Source organism: Paraburkholderia sp. FW306-2-2C-D06C, assembly GCF_058781505.1.
In genome coordinates, this window is record NZ_JBYSWU010000087.1 from 1 (window position 1) to 16,384 (window position 16,384).

The 16,384-nt window shown below is 61.6% G+C and carries 8 protein-coding genes and 5 pseudogenes; 3 read left to right on the plus strand and 10 right to left on the minus strand.

Annotated elements, in window-relative coordinates:
- The 3 pseudogenes from AC3WLT_RS35630 to AC3WLT_RS35640 all read right to left on the minus strand — a co-directional run.
- Positions 1 to 3,605, minus strand: a pseudogene (locus AC3WLT_RS35630) (hypothetical protein); the annotation flags it as partial.
- Between the two features lie 54 nt (positions 3,606 to 3,659).
- Positions 3,660 to 3,743 (minus strand): annotated as a pseudogene (locus AC3WLT_RS35635) (ESPR-type extended signal peptide-containing protein); the annotation flags it as partial.
- A gap of 312 nt (positions 3,744 to 4,055) precedes the next feature.
- Positions 4,056 to 4,218, minus strand: a pseudogene (locus AC3WLT_RS35640) (IS5/IS1182 family transposase); the annotation flags it as partial.
- Positions 4,219 to 4,224: 6 nt separating this feature from the next.
- On the opposite strand from AC3WLT_RS35640, the pseudogene AC3WLT_RS35645 reads away from it, so the two are divergent.
- Positions 4,225 to 4,687: pseudogene (locus AC3WLT_RS35645) on the plus strand (site-specific integrase); the annotation flags it as partial.
- A 60-nt stretch (positions 4,688 to 4,747) separates the two neighbouring features.
- Here AC3WLT_RS35645 and AC3WLT_RS35650 read toward each other — a convergent pair.
- The 4 genes from AC3WLT_RS35650 to AC3WLT_RS35665 all read right to left on the minus strand — a co-directional run bounded on the left by AC3WLT_RS35650 (position 4,748) and on the right by AC3WLT_RS35665 (position 7,588).
- Entirely contained in the window at positions 4,748 to 5,518 is a 771-nt protein-coding gene (locus AC3WLT_RS35650; protein ID WP_492596270.1) for an EAL domain-containing protein, read from the minus strand.
- 383 nt (positions 5,519 to 5,901) lie between these two features.
- The gene (locus AC3WLT_RS35655; protein ID WP_492596276.1) at positions 5,902 to 6,279 is read right to left on the minus strand and encodes an ISAs1 family transposase; all 378 of its coding nucleotides are present in this window, start codon (positions 6,277 to 6,279) and stop codon (positions 5,902 to 5,904) included.
- 174 nt (positions 6,280 to 6,453) lie between these two features.
- Positions 6,454 to 6,741, minus strand: a complete 288-nt coding sequence (locus AC3WLT_RS35660; protein WP_492596271.1) for a hypothetical protein — start codon at positions 6,739 to 6,741, stop codon at positions 6,454 to 6,456.
- Positions 6,742 to 6,778: 37 nt separating this feature from the next.
- Complete coding sequence (locus AC3WLT_RS35665) at positions 6,779 to 7,588, minus strand: hypothetical protein (protein ID WP_492596272.1); 810 nt, start codon at positions 7,586 to 7,588, stop codon at positions 6,779 to 6,781.
- A 1,225-nt stretch (positions 7,589 to 8,813) separates the two neighbouring features.
- On the opposite strand from AC3WLT_RS35665, the gene AC3WLT_RS35670 reads away from it, so the two are divergent.
- The gene (locus AC3WLT_RS35670; protein WP_492596273.1) at positions 8,814 to 9,482 is read left to right on the plus strand and encodes a response regulator; all 669 of its coding nucleotides are present in this window, start codon (positions 8,814 to 8,816) and stop codon (positions 9,480 to 9,482) included.
- 553 nt (positions 9,483 to 10,035) lie between these two features.
- Here AC3WLT_RS35670 and AC3WLT_RS35675 read toward each other — a convergent pair.
- Positions 10,036 to 10,701, minus strand: coding sequence for a response regulator (locus tag AC3WLT_RS35675; protein WP_492596274.1), 666 nt, complete (start codon positions 10,699 to 10,701; stop codon positions 10,036 to 10,038).
- Positions 10,702 to 12,178: 1,477 nt separating this feature from the next.
- Between AC3WLT_RS35675 and AC3WLT_RS35680 the strand changes: the two genes are divergently transcribed.
- On the plus strand, positions 12,179 to 13,930 hold the full coding sequence (locus AC3WLT_RS35680) for a hybrid sensor histidine kinase/response regulator (protein ID WP_492596277.1): 1,752 nt from the start codon (positions 12,179 to 12,181) through the stop codon (positions 13,928 to 13,930).
- On the opposite strand, the pseudogene AC3WLT_RS35685 reads toward AC3WLT_RS35680, so the two are convergent.
- Both AC3WLT_RS35685 and AC3WLT_RS35690 read right to left on the minus strand, forming a co-directional pair.
- Positions 13,914 to 14,228: pseudogene (locus AC3WLT_RS35685) on the minus strand (DNA adenine methylase); the annotation flags it as partial. The gene AC3WLT_RS35680 and the pseudogene AC3WLT_RS35685 sit on opposite strands and share 17 nt — an antisense overlap.
- A 134-nt stretch (positions 14,229 to 14,362) precedes the next feature.
- Positions 14,363 to 16,384: YadA family autotransporter adhesin (locus AC3WLT_RS35690; protein WP_492596275.1), on the minus strand; the 2,022-nt coding region annotated here is incomplete at its 5' end.

Below are 16,384 nucleotides of genomic sequence, written 5' to 3' on the forward strand. Positions count from 1 at the left end.
AGCTGCGTACCGTTCTCGCCGGCCAGCGTCACCGAACCGAGATTCGTCGTGCCGTCGGCGTTCCTGTCGTACGTCACCGCGGCAATCGACTTGCCGTCCTCACCGATCAGGCCCGACGACTTCAGCTGCGATACGTTCACCGCGTCCTTGTCCGCCACACCGGCCTTCACGTTCGACAGGATCGTGCCGTCCTGACCCGCGAGCGTTGCCGAGCCGTAGTTCGGCGTGCCGTCCGCGTTCTTGTCGTACGTCACCGCAGCGCGCGTATGGCCATCGCCGTCCACGAGGCCCGCGTTCGCGAATTCATTCTTGATGTTCGTGATGTCGCCCGTGTTCGTCGCCACCCGGCCGTCCAGGTTCTCCAGCGCATCGCCGACGTTGTGATAGGCGATCTGCTTCGAACCGTCCGCGGGATCGGCCAGACTGTACGTCGGCGCCGACAACTGACCGTTCGCGTCCACCACCGAACCACCACCCAGCGCATCCGCTACGCTCTGCGCCGTGCCGTGCAGCTGCGAGCCGTTGACCGCGTCCTTGCTGTCCGCGCTCACCTCGCCTGCCTTCACATTCGTGATCGTCGTGCCGTTCTCGCCGGCCAGCGTTACCTTGTCCTTCTGCACGCTGTCGTAAGCCACCGCGTTCGGATCCGTTCCGCCGCCTTGGCCCGCGGCCGAAAGTGCATCGCCGACGTTGTCGTAGACCTGATCGCCGACCTTGTACGTCGGCGCCGTCACCGAGCCGTCCGCGGCAATGCTCGAGCCGCCGCCCAGCGCATCCGTCACGCCCTTCAGCTGGCTCAAGTTCACCGCGTCGGTACTTTGCGTACCCTTTGAGACATTGACGATCTGGCGCTGAACCTTGCTCGATCCGACAGAGAGTGCGTTGCCGCGATTCGCGACGGAGTCGGAGCCCAACGCCACGCCGCCCGAACCGGCCGTCGTCACGCTCGCGTTGGCGCCCAGCGCAATGGCACCGCTGACGTTTTGCGTGACGTTCGCGTCCTTACCCATCGCAATGCTGTTCGCGGAGCCGGGCAGCACTTTCGCCGCGTTGCCGATCGCCACGGAGCTCTCGCCAATCGCACTGACCCAGTTGTTCCCGACAGCCACCGAGTTGGCGCCGTTCGCCCTCACTTCCGAGCCGACACCCAACGCCCTCGTGCCGTTCGTCGTCACCATGCTGCCGATCGCAACCGAATACGGCTGATCGATCCCGGTCTGCGCGATGCTGCCGATGGCGACAGAATTGTCGGACTGCGCAACCGATTGCAGGCCGACCGCGATCGCATTCACACCCGCCGCAGCCGACGCCACACCGATGGCGGCCGCGGTGCCCGACGCCGGATCCCGACCGTTCATCGACGCGATGGATGGCAGACTGCCGTCGTCGCCCAACCCTTCGACCGCGACGAAGCTGCCCGGCTTCGAACTGACGTCGCGCGTCATGTCGTCCATTCGCACCGCCCGGGTCATCGCTTCGCTCGTGAACGCCTGGACCTGATTGCCGGCGGTAACAAGCGCGTCGTTCAACTGCTTCATGTTGACCGCATCGTTATCATCGACGCCGTCGCCGACGTTCACGATCCGGCGCTCCGCCCCGTAGGAGCCCACCGACAGGGTATTTGCCCCAGTCGCGACCGAATTGATGCCGATTGCGATCGAGCTGTTGCCCGATGCCCGTGCGCCGGAGCCGATTGCCAGCGTATCGGTGTTCGTCGCATTTGCGGCCGAACCGATCGCCACGCTGTTCTTGCCCAGTGCATTCGCCTGCACCCCCGTTGCTTTGACCTTGATGTACTTCATGTCGAGCGAGCCGTCGCCGAGGCTCGTCGCGATATCGTTCTTGACGTCGCTCAGACCAGTCGCGAGCTGCTTCACGTTGACGGCATCGGTGTCCGCGACGCCCGTCGCGACGTTCTTCAGTGATACCGGCGCAGCGCCCGTGCCGCCGAGCGTCACGCTGGTCTTGCCCGCGCCGTCGTATTGAACGGCATTCGCGTCGGCGCTGCCGCCGCCCGTCGAGGCGGCCGCCTGAAGCGCATCGCCGACGTTGTTGAACGTCTTGTCGCCCACCGTGTAGGCCGGCTTCGAGATCGTGCCGTCCGCGTTGACGGTCGATCCGCCGCCGAGCGCGCCCGCGACACTCGACGTCGCGCCGAACAGCTGCCCGCCGTTCACGGCCTCCATGCTCGATGCCGTCACCTTGCCGGCCTTCACGTTGCCGAGCGTCGTGCCGCCGGTGCCGGCGAGCGAGACGGTTCCCTTCTGCGCGCCGTCGTACGTGACGGCAAGCGACTCGCGCGTCACCGGATCGAGCAGGCCGCCGTCCGTCAGCGACTGCTGCAGGTCGCTGACGTTCTTGTTCGTCGTGAAGAGTTGCGCGCCGTTCACGGCGTCCGTGCTCGTCGCGGTCAGCCGGCCTGCCTTCACGTTGGTGAGCGTGGCAGCCGGCGAACCGCTATTCAGCGTGACGCGGTCCTTCTGCGCACTGTCGTAAGTCACCGCCAGCGACTCTCCGGTACCGGGATCGATCAGGCCGCTGTCCGTCAGCGATTGCTCGACGTTGGTCACGCGATTGTTGGTGGCGAAAAGCTGGCTACCGTTCACGGCGTCCGTGCTGCTCGCGGCGAGCGTGCCCGCACGCACGTTCGTCAGCTTCGCCACGGCGGCACCCGTGCCGCCGAGCGTCACGGCGCTCTTCGACGCATCGTCGTACTGCACGGCATTGTCGCCCCCGCCAGTTTGCGATGCCGCCTGCAACGCCGACCCGACGTCGTTATAGACATTGTCGCCGACCCGGTAGGACGGCTTCGTAATGCTGCCATCCGCCGCAACGCCGGCACTGCCGCCCAATGCGGACGTCACGCCCTGCAACTGGGCGACGTTGACGGCGTCGGTGGCCTGCGTGCCGCGCGCCACGTTGACGACCTGACGCTCGAATCCCGCAGTACCCACCGAAACCGTCTCTGCGCGGGTGGCTTCCGAGTACGAGCCGAGCGCCACGCTGTCAGAAGCCCGCGCGACCGCGTTCGTGCCGATCGCCATCGCGTTCTCCGACGATGCCGCGGCCGCCATGCCGATGGCCATCGCGCCGGTCTGCGACGCCACCGTCGAATCGCCGATCGCCAGACCCGATTCCGCGGACGCCTGCGCCTTGCGCCCCAGCGCGTACGCGCCCCACCCGGAAGCCTGCGCCTCGTTTCCGAGGGCGATCGACGACTTGCCAGCTGCGTTCGCGCCGGCCCCGAGTGCAACCGCGCCTTCGTCGCCAAGCGCCGACGCTTGCGCGCCGACCGCCACGTTGTTAGCCTTGGCGGTCGCCACACTGCCGACCGCAACCGCGCCGCCGAGCCCGGTCGAAGACGGCCGCGTGCTCGCGTTGCTGCCGATCGCGATCGATTTTTCACCGAGCGCCGATGCGTTGTCCGTGCCGTTGCCGTTCGCGTCGATTTTGATATACGGGCTGTTGTCAGAAACAACCGCCCGCGTATCCGTCGCGGGTATCATCCTCGCGAGGTCGGCGCGCTTGATTTCGCCCGGCGACACTTCCGACGTATCGATCGTGTCGTCAAGGGCATCCGCTGGTGCGGCGAATGCGGACCCCACCGATGCGGCAATTATCGCGGTCGATGCCGCAATTCGGGCGGTCGCAGATGCTCCCTTCGATCTTCCCCGCGACATCTCGGACGCTGCGCACCAAGTACTGGTCGAGGCATTCCAAACAACTCGATACGTCTTGTTCATTCAAACTTTTCCTTTTTGTATGTCCTATCCGCTGCATGCATCAATTAGGGCTTGAATGCTGGTGCCGCAGATCATTAACGACGAGATGAACTTCAATCTTTCCGGCAGTCTGTCAGAACGATTTAGCAACGCTCCGATGCGCATCTCAGCTCCGCTGGTTAGTGGAGCTTTATAAAAAACATCGACCGTCACGAACGCAAAAACACCTTATAGCGAACGTAGAGTCTATTAGCGCTACCGCCACCGCGTAATAGGACAAATACAAAAACCATGTGGTTATCAATAGAACAAGCACGAATTATTTTGATACACCTGTCGTCGCTTGAGCCAGCGTCGCTGCATGCTGGTCATACGTCTTGTGTTTACCTCTATAAATCAGATGTACTGATGATACTTCAGGGTCGACGCCTCGAAACCCGAGATCGACCAACACGGTCTTCGGCAGCGGTGTACCGGGCAGGTCCTGCAACAGGATGGAGTGATCGTCGAACGCGGGCGGGCACTATCGTCGCTCACCACGGAGGACGCGATCGCATACCGGGCGTTTCTACGCCGGCCCGCCCCGCGCGAACGCTGGATCGGTCCGCCGCGACCGCGCACAGCCCCCGACTGGCGACCGTTCGCCGGCAACCTGTCCGCGCGGTCCACAGCCTATGCGCTTTCTGTCCTGAGTGCGCTGTTCCGTTGGCTGATCGAGCAACGATACGTGCTCGCCAAACCCGTTTGCCGGAATCAAGGTCCGGGGCCATACGCGGGTCACAGCGCTTGACACGTCACGCGGCTTCACCGAAGGCGAGTGGCTGCTCGTGCGCGCCATCGCGGACGGACTTGAATGGTCCTATGACTGGGCTGAACCAGCCGCGCAGAGGATGCGTTTCATGCTCGACTTCTCATATGCGACCGGATTGCGTGCGAGCGAACTCGTCGGTGCAACGCTTGGTGACCGTACGTAATGGTGAACTCCGGTGTCGCGATCCGCCTTGCGGAATTCGGCATCACCTCGCTCATCGAGCATAAGGAGCATGCTGGTTAGCCATCACCACTTCTTCGTACTGCTCTACAGACATTGGTCGAAAGAAATGGAATCCCTGCGCGACCCTGCAATTTGCATTCAGAATGAGGTCAGCTTGAGCGGCGGTCTCGACGCCTTCCACCACAAGATTCAGGTTCAGGCGTGACGCCATACCCGATAGGCTCTCAATTATTGCGTACGCTTTTGTATTGCTGGTGGCGCGAGCAATGAACGAGCGATCGAGCTTGATCTCGTCGATCGGGAGTCGAACGAGCATATCGAGCGAACCGATGCCGGTGCCCAAATCATCGAGTGCCAGATGAAATCCGTGATTCTTCAATTGAGTCATGGACCACACCAGCAAATCTGGGTCATCGCACGATTCTGTCTCCGTCATCTCGAGCTTGATCGCGCTTGCAGGCAATTGATGCGAGTGGAGCGCTTTTTGCAGGTCCGCGAGAAGCTCCCGTCTTGCAAGCACTCTGGCTGACGCATTCACCGCAACGGGAATCCGGATGCCGAGCGCATACAGCCGCGATTGCATGGAGAGTGTCTGGTCGACGATGGCTCGAAACGTATGAACTGCAAATCCATTTGTCTCCAGGTTCTTGATGACAGTCGCCGTGTCAAGCTGCGTCTGGTCTGCATCGCGCCAGCGCGCGAGTGCTTCCGCGCCGACAATGCGTCCGTCAGTGACGTCCACCTGAGGTTGCAGCACAATAGTGACCTCGTTGACGAATGTGAGCATCAAGTCGTATTGCATCTCGTCTGCAGCAGGACCGGGGTGCTTATTTGCGGATTCGTTTGAGGGCGTCCACGCCGTTGTGCGCCGTGGGCGCGACCATCCGTTCGTTGCAGGTTCACTTTTTTCGTTCACGAACGTTTCGCGGGAGGTAGATCTGACACCGCGGATCAACGAACAGCGACTCATATCGACCATGTAATTCGTATTCCTCATTTGCGTCCTCATGGAATCTCTCCGTCATAGTCGATCGGCGGGTGAGTAGCGTTACAGTGAAGTAACGGCTATCGCGTCTTTCACCAAAACCAACGAGGAAAGCTGCAGCGCGGCAAGTGTTCCATCTGCGTTTCTGCACATAAGTGTGTGGGTGCAATATCGCAATTCTAGTTTTGATCGCACATCGGCTATATAGGACGAGAACGAAAACCAGGGGTTCGCGGGCAGAAAGCGCACGGCGATTGCACGAAGATCCTCACCAGCCAAGGATCTTGGCGCGATAGGGGTCGCTGACACAGGCCTTGAGACGGCGATTTTTTAGTCCGGCCTTGGTTTTTGTGTCGCGTTTGAGCAGATTCAGCGCGATGCGGGCGCAGGACCTCGAAGTTATGCGCGGTGTTCTCGACACGCACGCGGCACTGGTCTTCGCCAAAGGCCACATCGAGTACCCAATGCATCGAAATTTCGATGCGCCAGTGGGAGCGCATCGCATGGGCGATGTGCGCCGCATCGGGCGGCAGGCTGGAGACGTAGAAACGGCGCTCGGCGGTGATGGTGTCACCGATCTCACGCGGACTCGACCATCACGATCGAGCGCAAGCCCGGCCACAGATCAGGCTCGCGCTGCCAGCGCGTGAGAATGTCGCTGGCCACGCAGCGGCGCGTCTCGATGCGGCCGTGATCCTTTTCGACCTCGCGATGCTCGCTTGTATAGTCCGCATTTTGAGATCGCGGAGCGCTTACTTCGCGAACTGATCGGGAACGTCGGTTACGCGACGTTGCGACAGATGGTTCATCCAGTCGGTCCCGCTGAGTCCGGCCTTGTTGGCCGCCGGAGCAGGGCGCGATGGCGGCGCGATATCGCGAAGGTGCGTGCCGGCCGACAGGGTGATCGATGCATATTCGTCAGTGCCGAGCTGCGATGGTGCGAGCGGTGAATAAGCGCCCGCCACCGAAGGCTTCGGCGATCTTTGTTGCGCGATTGCGGGCACGGTGATCTGCGGCACGCAGTCGTTCAGTGCCGGCATAGCCGGCAGGCAGGCCAACGAACTGTGGCGGCTTTTTTCACGCAGATTGCCGGTCGCTTCGCGACGGCTGTCGGTGATGCGCTGTGGTTTTGCCCGCCGTAACGCGGGCCCACGCTGCGGGAGCCGGCGCGAGGATATTCGTCGCGGCACTGGCTGTGGAGTCGCGTCCCGATGCCATGGCGTCAGACGTGATTTTCGGCGCCGCAGGCACGGCGGTCCCATGCCCGCCTGACCCCGCCGCGCCCGACGCACTCATAGCCGTACTGTTGGTAGCGGCTGGGCGCTGAGTTGCCGCCGCGTCAGGCGAGCGGCGATTCGTCACCGGCGCGTCGCGCGTGGCCGAGACCTTGCCCGCGGGTTTTGCGTCGCTAACCGCGTGACGCTGTGCCAGATGCCCGAAGGCAATCCACGCGAGCATCGCAACGCCGCCAAGCGCGCAGGCGCCGCCGGTCAACGCACCCCAATGCACCGACGCGCCGCGCCGCGCTGCCAGCACTTCCGGCGCGCCGGCCGACGCGAAAGGCGCAGCTTCAGCGGACGTTTGCAAAGATTCTTCGGCCGGCGCGTCGAACACAGTTGGCGAAGCGTCTGGCGCGGTGGCAGCAGCGGAAGCCGCAGGCCGTTCGCGCAACGGCTGCCATTGACAAAGCGAGTGAATGGTCTGCGCGTTCAGGCAAAAGGTGCGTAGCACGGCCGCATAGAGCGCCTTGAGTTCCGCGCGCAAGCTGTAGCCCGGCGGGAGCAGCGTCCAATCGCGGCCGAACGACGCCGGCAGGTGACCGAGCGGCCTCAAGCTCGGCAGCGCCATGGAGCCTTCGATCAGCGTAAGGGGAATGGTGGTCGACATCGGTCTCTTCGCAGCGCCTCGTAATGGACCCGCGGATCGGCCGATCCGGGGCTCTGTGGGGACTCTGGCTTCGGAGCGATGCGAATGAAACGCCGCACTGAAACGCGGTACTCAGGTCGAGCACGCTGGCGCGTGGGCGTTTCACTGTGAAGCCATCGGGGTGCGGAAGATGATGCCAGGAAACGGCCTAACCGGCGATCAGACTGGTCTGAAAAACAGGTGCCGGACCCGCAAGACCGGCTTGCGGATCGCTGGAGAGCAATTCGTGCACATTGATGGACAGCTTGAGGAATGCGGCCGTCTAGCTTGGTTGAGGCGGGGCCCACGGTGGACGGGCAGATACTTTCGATTAGCCCTCCCTTTACTGAGTGGCCTGCCGCCCACGCCCACCAGCGCGGTCATGGCACACGGTCACTAGCGACGCCGCACGGGCGAAAACCGCAAGGCGCAAGGCACTTGACTGATTTTCGTATCAGTCATATTTGGCTTGTCATGCCGAATGCCTACACTCGCATGCGGCCTGTGTGCTGTCGCTCCCAGAGAAATCATGGCGGAGCCGAGCGGGCACCACTCCCAACGATCGGTCCGACCGCCTGTTCAGAGTACGCCATTCCAATGATCCCCATGAGAAGACCGAGCAAATTCCCTGCCACCCATGCACTATTGCTGTTCGTCGAGTTAAGCGATCCAAACCGGGAACGCTTCATCTCCTCGATGAACGAATTCCTCCTGGCGTCACCGAAATGGCGGCGACGATTGATTGAGCAATGGAAACTCGAATGTGCACAGGAATTCCCTACCGTAGCAGGCGCGTGACGGACAACCACGGTCTTCTCCAGGCGCCAGATCGAATCTCACGGCTATCGCGAAACGCTTCCCTCTCGCTCAGTCACGATTCATCCGGGCGGTGGAGCTGCGTTCAATCGCCGGTTCGCCCGCATCTGAGCGTCATCACTTCCGTTGCTGGATCAGCGCGGCGGCAAAGCATTCCGGGATGAGCCGCTTTTGACTGACGCGGCGCCCGTTCTGCAGCAGCCGGAAAGACGCTGACAGTGATTCGACGAGCAATTCGTTGTCTGTGATGCGATTTGAGACTTGTCCGATGCGAACAACCGTCAGTGCAGAACTGGTCCGATGCAGGATTGCATAAGGTTCAGATACAGTGCCTGGATGGCATTTGCATTGCCACCATCCACGTCAGCCAACGGACTCTCGCATATTCACGATGAAGATCAAACTAATTCTTGCGGATGATCACCCAGCGTTGATCCTGGGTATCAAGCAGGCGCTTGCCGGCATTCACACGATTAGCGTCGTCGGCACCGCGAGGAACTCAACTGAGATCGTGGAACTCCTGTCCCGGGAAATGTGCGACGTCCTCGTAACTGACTATACGATGCCCGGCGGGAAGTTCGGTGATGGGATGGCGCTTATATCGTTCCTGCGACGGCGATATCCCGCGCTCAGACTGATCGTCTTTACGGCAATCGAGAATCCCGCCATGACTCAGGGGATGTTGAAGCTTGGCGTTCAGTCAGTGCTCGGCAAAATCGACGACGTGGGGCATCTGATTACGGCGATTCACGCGGTTCACGCCGGCGCGGTGTACGTTTTGCAAGGCGACAGGAACAGCGGTCCCCGTGTCCGCGTGCCGAGACCAGTTGTCAACGGCATCGAGCAGTTGAGCAAACGTGAGGCCGAGGTGGTACGCCTGTACGTTTCCGGGTGGTCCATCAACGAAATTGCGGTGCAGGTACATCGCACCAAACAGACCGTCAGCGCCCAGAAAACGAGTGCGATGCGCAAACTGGGGGTGACTCGGGATGCTGACTTGTTCCGCTTTGCGTATGAAACCGGACTCATGGTTGAGGGCGCTCCTCGCGACGTGCGCTGACAGATAGCCGGCCAGATACGGATAGGCCTGTCCGGCAGATGCCGTGGCTCAAAAATGGCGATAGCTGATCGAGTGCGACGTGCTCAGGGGCGAACGCATTTCATATTGTCCTGGCCTCATGGCCGGGTAGTTTCTCTTTCCGGATATTCATACCTGCGAGAGCTGCGACAGGCGGCTGGCTGATCGCATCCGGAAGATGCGGCAACGCTCCGATCTGAGCCATTGGGCGGATGTGTGTTTGAAAGCGCGGCCCGTACTCCGCTGGCTGCCGCCCTTTTCAGATCCGCTGACCAGTCTGCCGCGAATACGTGTGCCCGCGCCCGCCTGTGACTGAGCGCGGTGGACGACCGGCTCGATGACCTGGAGTCGGCGCTTTACGAGCAGATCGCAGCATCGGACACTACGCCGTAGGCAGTTGGTGAGTGTGCTGAAGGGCGTCCGGGCCGGTGGCGGCGGGTTCGGCAGGACGCACTGCGCGCCGGTGCGGCAGTCGGACGATACCGACAATGTGCATTGTCGTCCTTCAGGCATCGGCCTTTCGCCGTGACGCGGTTTACTCCGGCTTGTTCTGGGACGTCTGCGGGTCCAGACCCACCTCTGTTGCGTACTTGTAAACGTCCGCGTCCTTCTCCAGGCCGAGTTTCCTCATCGCACTCGTTTTCTGGGTGCTGACAGTCTGTTTGCTGCGATGCAACTGCTCGGCGATTTCCCCAATCGCGAGGCCAGAGACGAAAAGGCGGATGACTTCCAATTCGCGTTGCGAAAGACTGCTTGCGGTTTTCACCCACGGAGCATTGCTCACGACATCGCTAACGGTGGGCGAGGTGTATCGCCCACCGGAAAAAGCCGCATGTATCGCCGGCAATACATGACTTGTGTCGTCCGACTTGCTGACGATGGACGTGATTCCGTTTCCAAGCAGGTTGTGCAGAATGCCAGGCGAATTCATCATGGTGACGACAACGACCCTGACCTGCGGAAACCGCCGGCCAATGAACGTCAGTAAAGCCGTTCCGTCGCCGTAGTCTCCTCCCGGCATCGCGTAATCCGTAACCAGGACGTCACACGGCGTGAGTTCGAGTTGGTGTACCAGGTCGCTTGAATTGGTCGCTTCACCGACAATGGTGATTGACCCTGTATCTGCTAGCGCCTGCTTGATACCGAGCAGAATGGCCGGATGGTCGTCGGCGAGCAGAACACGGATTGAGAATGGTTTCATGAATAGTTTTCCGGCGGCGGTTGCATTATTTGTGAATTATCAATAATTGGCGGTTAAGCATAAACACCATGTTTGACCGGCGGCGCAATCGCGGATGTCTTTTCCTGCAGGTATATTAGGCCCGTGCCTGAGCCTCTGCGCAAAATGTTGCGCGAGCCGCAACATTTCGAAAAAACAAGGCAACATGCCAATTAATCTCAAACGACTGCTCGCCCATCCGGCTGGAAGCGCCCGCAGCAAGAGCCCTTCCATGTTGCGTCACTACCAGCGTACGTTACTCGTGGGCGGCGGTGTTGCTCTATCCATTTTTATTCTTGTTGCTGCAGCATTGATCTCGTGGGTCGAGGTAAGCGACTATATCTCGAGCCGGCATTCTACATTTCTGATCCACAAGTCATTGCTTGCGGCGTCGATCGGCACGAAGCAGGTGTCCTTCCAGCGAGGCATCACCAGTTCCGAGTATATCTGGCGGGCGCGACGACGTGCCCCACTCCCGCTGCTCCGGCAGTTCGAAGCCCAAGGCGGGCGCGTGGTGGTGCAGCGTGACAGTTACACCGCATCACAACTGGCGGTAGGTTCCATTACGGCAGACAGGGCTGCCTCCGCATTCACAAAGTACCTGGCGTTCACAGAGGAGAACGGGTATCCGGCCGATACGCAAGTCCTGCCGGGAGGCGTTCCCTTATCGGGCTACCTCTACAACCCGGAGCGGACGTTTATTTCCATCCTGCCGTCACCCAGGAATGTCGATGCACCGGCGCTTGCGGGTGCACGGGACGCGGCTGACCTGATCAGCCGGCTGGTGGCGGACGTCGGCGACCCGCAGCAGTTGGCGAATAACGCTGGTCGATCATCTACGCGCACCGTCACATGGCTGCCTCCGAGGCCAGATCCGATAACAGGCGAGCCGGTCGTCCGGCTGGTACAAACGGCGCTGGACGGCAACAAGCCCTTTATGGTGGTCGTCAGTAATTTTCCGGTGAAGGCGCTTTCCGACAGTCTTGCGGGGATGCCGTATGAAGGCGCATTCGCGATTTTCGACCGCGCCGGCAGGACAGTATTGATCCAGCAAGGACGAAGCGCCGACGACGCGGATCTGGCCACCCGGCTCGTCGATTCCCGCGCCGGGCGCGGCGAGGTCGAGATGTCTGCGGAGGAATACCACCAGGGCTTGTTCCTTGTTAGCGACCGCCTGCCCGATACGGGGTGGACCCTCACATACGCCTACTCGTGGCGCACGATTCTGGCGGCATTGGCGCCGAGGCTCACGTTACTGGTTATCGCGACATTGGTCGGGCTGCTGGGGCTATGGACCTTCGTCATCGTATTCAACGCACGGGTACTCAAGCCAATTTATCTCCGTTCGTTGCGCGTGGCCGAAAGCGAGATGCTTAATCGCACCATTATCCAGACAGCGCCTGTAGGGCTAAGTCTGCTCTCGGCAACAGACGGAGGCGTGCTGTTGCAAAACGAAGTCATGAGGGCGTACGAAACGAGCGCAAACAGCACCTCCTTTCACGAAAGTCTCTGGAAAACGTACCGGAGCGTAGTTGAGGCAGCCGGCAGCCGTTCAGACGAGTTGGTCGAGCATGAATTGACTGTCGATCGGCGGGATCGTGAGCAAACGCACTTGCACTTCACTGCGATACGGGCCCGGTATCAGGGTATCGACGTTTTATTGTGCGCGTTGCTGGACATAACTGCCCGGAAGAACATTGAACTGAAGCTCGAAGAGGCGCGCCATGCGGCCGACGCAGCCAACAGTGCGAAATCGACTTTCCTTGCGACGATGAGTCACGAGATCCGTACGCCGCTCAACGCGATACTTGGCAATCTCGAACTGCTCGCGCACTCACAGCTATCGGGCGTGCAGGCCCGCCGGCTTCGGACCATTGATTCTGCCTCTGCCGCCTTGCTGGATATCATCAACAACGTTCTCGATCTGTCGAAGGTCGAGTCCAACCAGATGACGGTCGAATCGGTGCCATTCGATCTTGGCCGCCTGCTGCGGGAGATAGTCTCCGTATTCGCTCCTCTTGCCGAAGCAAAGAACGTGAGTTTGAGGTGCGAGCTGGACGACGGCCTGGCCCGCGTTTGCCGTGGCGACGTTGCGCGGCTGCGCCAGATCATGTCGAACCTTGTCAGCAACGGCATCAAGTTTACCGAACGAGGCGCCGTGACGATTCACGCGTCCGAGGCTCGCGACGTCGTCGGCAATGCGATGGTCGAACTGCGCGTGAGCGATACAGGAATCGGCATATCGGAGGAGGGCCTTACAAACATCTTCGACGTTTACGCACAGGCCGACGCCTCAATACACAGGCGCTTTGGCGGAACCGGCTTGGGACTGCATTTGTGTCACCGGCTAGTAACGCTCATGGATGGCTCGATCACGGTGAAAAGCAGACTCGGTGTGGGGAGTGTTTTTGCGGTAAGACTATCGTTGCCTGCGGAGCCGGACACTTTCCCTGCACAAGGTAAAGAGGAACTGGTGGACGCCGCCGCGCGCCCCGACCAGACCGACCCCGTGCCGATCCGTGTGCTCGTCGCGGAGGATCACCCGGCAAGCCGTGAACTGCTGCGCGATCAGCTTGAATTGCTGGGCCATGAAGCTGACATTGTCGAAAACGGTAGCGAAGCACTTCGCGCGTTCGGCGAGAGGCCATACGATGTCGTGCTGACCGATCTCGGCATGCCAGTGCTCGACGGCTACGCGCTTGCGGTGTGCATTCGCGATCAGCGCAAATCCGTGCCGGTAATCGCCATGACAGCGAATACCACCGCCGACGAACATCGCCGTTGCTTCGACGCGGGAATTGTAGAGGTCGTTGTGAAGCCGCTGTCGCTGGCGGCCCTTGACCGCACCCTTCGTCGTAGTGCTGGCAGGGCGGAACGGGCATCCGCCGACGTCGCTGAGAGTGCTAGTCGTCGCAATCTCTCAGACGGGGTTCGGATGGCCCTGCGCAGCTCGACACTTGAATCGCTCGCGGAAATAGGCATTGCCGCACCGGCCGGCGATCTCAATACCGTCGCGACCCACATGCATTCGATAAAGGGCGGCTTCGCGATGGTCGGGGAGATATCGATCGTGGCGCAATGCGAACAACTGGAGCAGCTTCTGCGAGCAGAAGGCCTGGCGAGCATGGAATTGCTGTGGCCGGAACTGGAGCGGCATATTCGGGATGCCCTCATGAAATCTTCTCTCAGGGCGAATACAGATAACGTCTGATGCCGACTTCCATCAGGAGGGTTTCCGGGAGCGTATCCTGCAGCCATTTGAACAACTGCCGACTCGACAACGCCCGCTTAAACTGACGCACGAATTCCTCAAGGTGGTGCTGCACTACGCGATACAGGTTGACCAGTTCGCCGTTGATGTCATCGATGACCTCTACCTTCGCCGGCGGACGCCTGAAATACAACGCGGCTCCGCCTGCGAACACCTCGACGTAGCACTCATGCGTCGGAAAGCGCGGGATGAGGTGATCGGAGCGCCGCTCTAACGCGTTGTTGTCCGGCAGCAGGATACCGCTTTCGGTGTAGCGAATCAGTGCCTACCAGTGACGTAATGCGTAGCCGGAGGCTTTCGCGTGTCGACTTTCTCGGTGGCGAACGGTGTGACGCAGGGAAACTACTACGAGAACGCTGGAGCCGTTGCCGCTTACCAGCGGTAGCCGACGCCCGCGCCAATCGCCAGCGTACCGCGCGTGTTGGTCGAGCCGGAGCCTTTGATCACCCACTTGCCGTTGCGGGTGGCCGTGGACAGGCCGAATGCGACCGCCGACTGGCCCGCGTAGGTTCCGCCCGCCACCGACACCATGCTTTCGCCGGCAAGCGCCGCCTGCGGCAGGTTGGCTATTGCAACAGCGGAAGCCGTCCCGGCGTTCGCGTCGCGGCGATAGCTGTCCAGGTCCGAGCGAACACTGCCGATCGCGTTATCCAACTGACGCACGTTGACCGCATCGGTCGGCGCGGCGCCGTCCGCAACGTTGACGATCTGGCGTTCGTTGCCCACGGAGCCCACTGACACCGTGTTCTCGCGATCCGCCACGGAGCCCTGCCCCAAAGCGACGGAGTTGTTTCCCGTCGCGCTCGCGTTCTGACCGATCGCGGTGCCGGCGTCGCCCGACGTGCTGGAACCCTGCCCGATCGCAGTGCCGCCGTTGCCGGATACATTCGAGCCCGCGCCTACTGCCGTGCCGTTGTCGACCTTTTCTCCGTTCGACCCACCCACGGTCGCGCCGTTGCCTACCGCCGAGCCGTTGTCGCCGACCACCTGCGAGCCGTTGCCCACCGCCGAGCTGCCGTTGCCATCGGTGCTACCGCCACCGATGTTGTCGCCGTTAGCGCCGCCGCCCGAGCCGATGTTGTCGACGCGCTCGTTCAGATCGCCGATCCGGCTTTGCAGGCTGTTGTAGCGGCTCTCGAAATCCTGTTGCATTGCATGCAGCTGGCCGCCGTTCACCGCTTCCATGCTGCCCGCTGCGATCGCGCCGTTCGCCAGGTTCGCGAGCACCGTGCCATCTGCGCCGCCCAATGTTGCGCGCTCCAGCCCGATGCCGTCATATGTGATCGCGCCAAGCATCTGTCCTTCCGAATCGACCAAGCCGACCGACCGCAGCTGGGCAATCGTCACTGCGTCGTGGTCGTCCGTGCCGTTCGCAAGCCCGGTCAGCACGCGGTTGCCTTCCGAGCCGCTGAAGTCCACCAGCGAGCCGCCGAGCCCCCGCGCCACCGTAACGCTGCTGGCGCTGGCATCGTGCTTCACGAGGCCGAGCGAGCCGGTCGACAGATCGTTGCTGATCTGCGTGATGGCAGTTTCGCTGTTCGTCACGCGGCCGTCGATCATGGTCAACGAGTTGTCGATGCTCGTGATCGCACCGCCGATCCCCTGCACAGTTGCGCCGCTGACCGTGTAGGTCGGGGCCGATACCGAGCCGTCCGCATTCACCGTGGTCTCGCCGCCCAGCGCGTTCGCCACGCTCGTCGCGGTGCCGTGCAGTTGTGCGCCGTTCACCGCCTCGCTGCTCGTCGCGCTCACCGCGCCGTTTGCCACGCCCTTGAGCGTACGGGAACCTTCCGTGCCGGTGAAATCCACCGCGGCGCCGTCTTTTGCGCCGCCCACCGTGATGTCTGCACCCGCTTCCGCTTGTTGCACGAGACCCACCGTGCCGTCCGACAGTTCGGACAGCGAGTTCTGGATGTCGTTGATGTTCGTTTCGGCTGTACCCACGCGGGTGTCCAGACCGCTAATTGCCGTCGCGTTGGTCTTGATCTCTGTTTCCGCAGTACTGACGCGCGTATCCAGACCACTGATCGCCGTCGTGTTGTCCGTGATGCCCGTTTCAGTTGCGCCCACGCGCGTGTCCAGACCGGTGATCGCCGTCGCATTTTCGGCGATACCAATATTGGCTGCCGTCAAGCTGCCATCCAGTGCGTTCAACGCGTTGCCGACGCTGCTCTGCACGCCGCCGTTCGCGAGCGTAAAGGTGGGCGTCGAGACCGAGCCGTCCGCATTCACCGTGGTCTCGCCGCCCAGCGCGTTCGCCACGCTCGTCGCGGTGCCGTGCAGTTGTGCGCCGTTCACCGCCTCGCTGCTCGTCGCACTCACCGCGCCGTTTGCCACGCCCTTGAGCGTACGGGAACCTTCCGTGCCGGTGAAATCCACCGCGGCGCCGTCTTT

Bases quoted from the DNA above. Each gene is read 5' to 3' on its own strand.
- AC3WLT_RS35680 (WP_492596277.1), top strand. From the start codon at position 12,179: ATGAGGGCGTACGAAACGAGCGCAAACAGCACCTCCTTTCACGAAAGT.
- AC3WLT_RS35665 (WP_492596272.1), bottom strand. From the start codon at position 7,588: ATGTCGACCACCATTCCCCTTACGCTGATCGAAGGCTCCATGGCGCTG.
- AC3WLT_RS35670 (WP_492596273.1), top strand. From the start codon at position 8,814: ATGAAGATCAAACTAATTCTTGCGGATGATCACCCAGCGTTGATCCTG.
- AC3WLT_RS35675 (WP_492596274.1), bottom strand. From the start codon at position 10,701: ATGAAACCATTCTCAATCCGTGTTCTGCTCGCCGACGACCATCCGGCC.
- AC3WLT_RS35660 (WP_492596271.1), bottom strand. From the start codon at position 6,741: ATGCCGGCACTGAACGACTGCGTGCCGCAGATCACCGTGCCCGCAATC.
- AC3WLT_RS35650 (WP_492596270.1), bottom strand. From the start codon at position 5,518: ATGCAATACGACTTGATGCTCACATTCGTCAACGAGGTCACTATTGTG.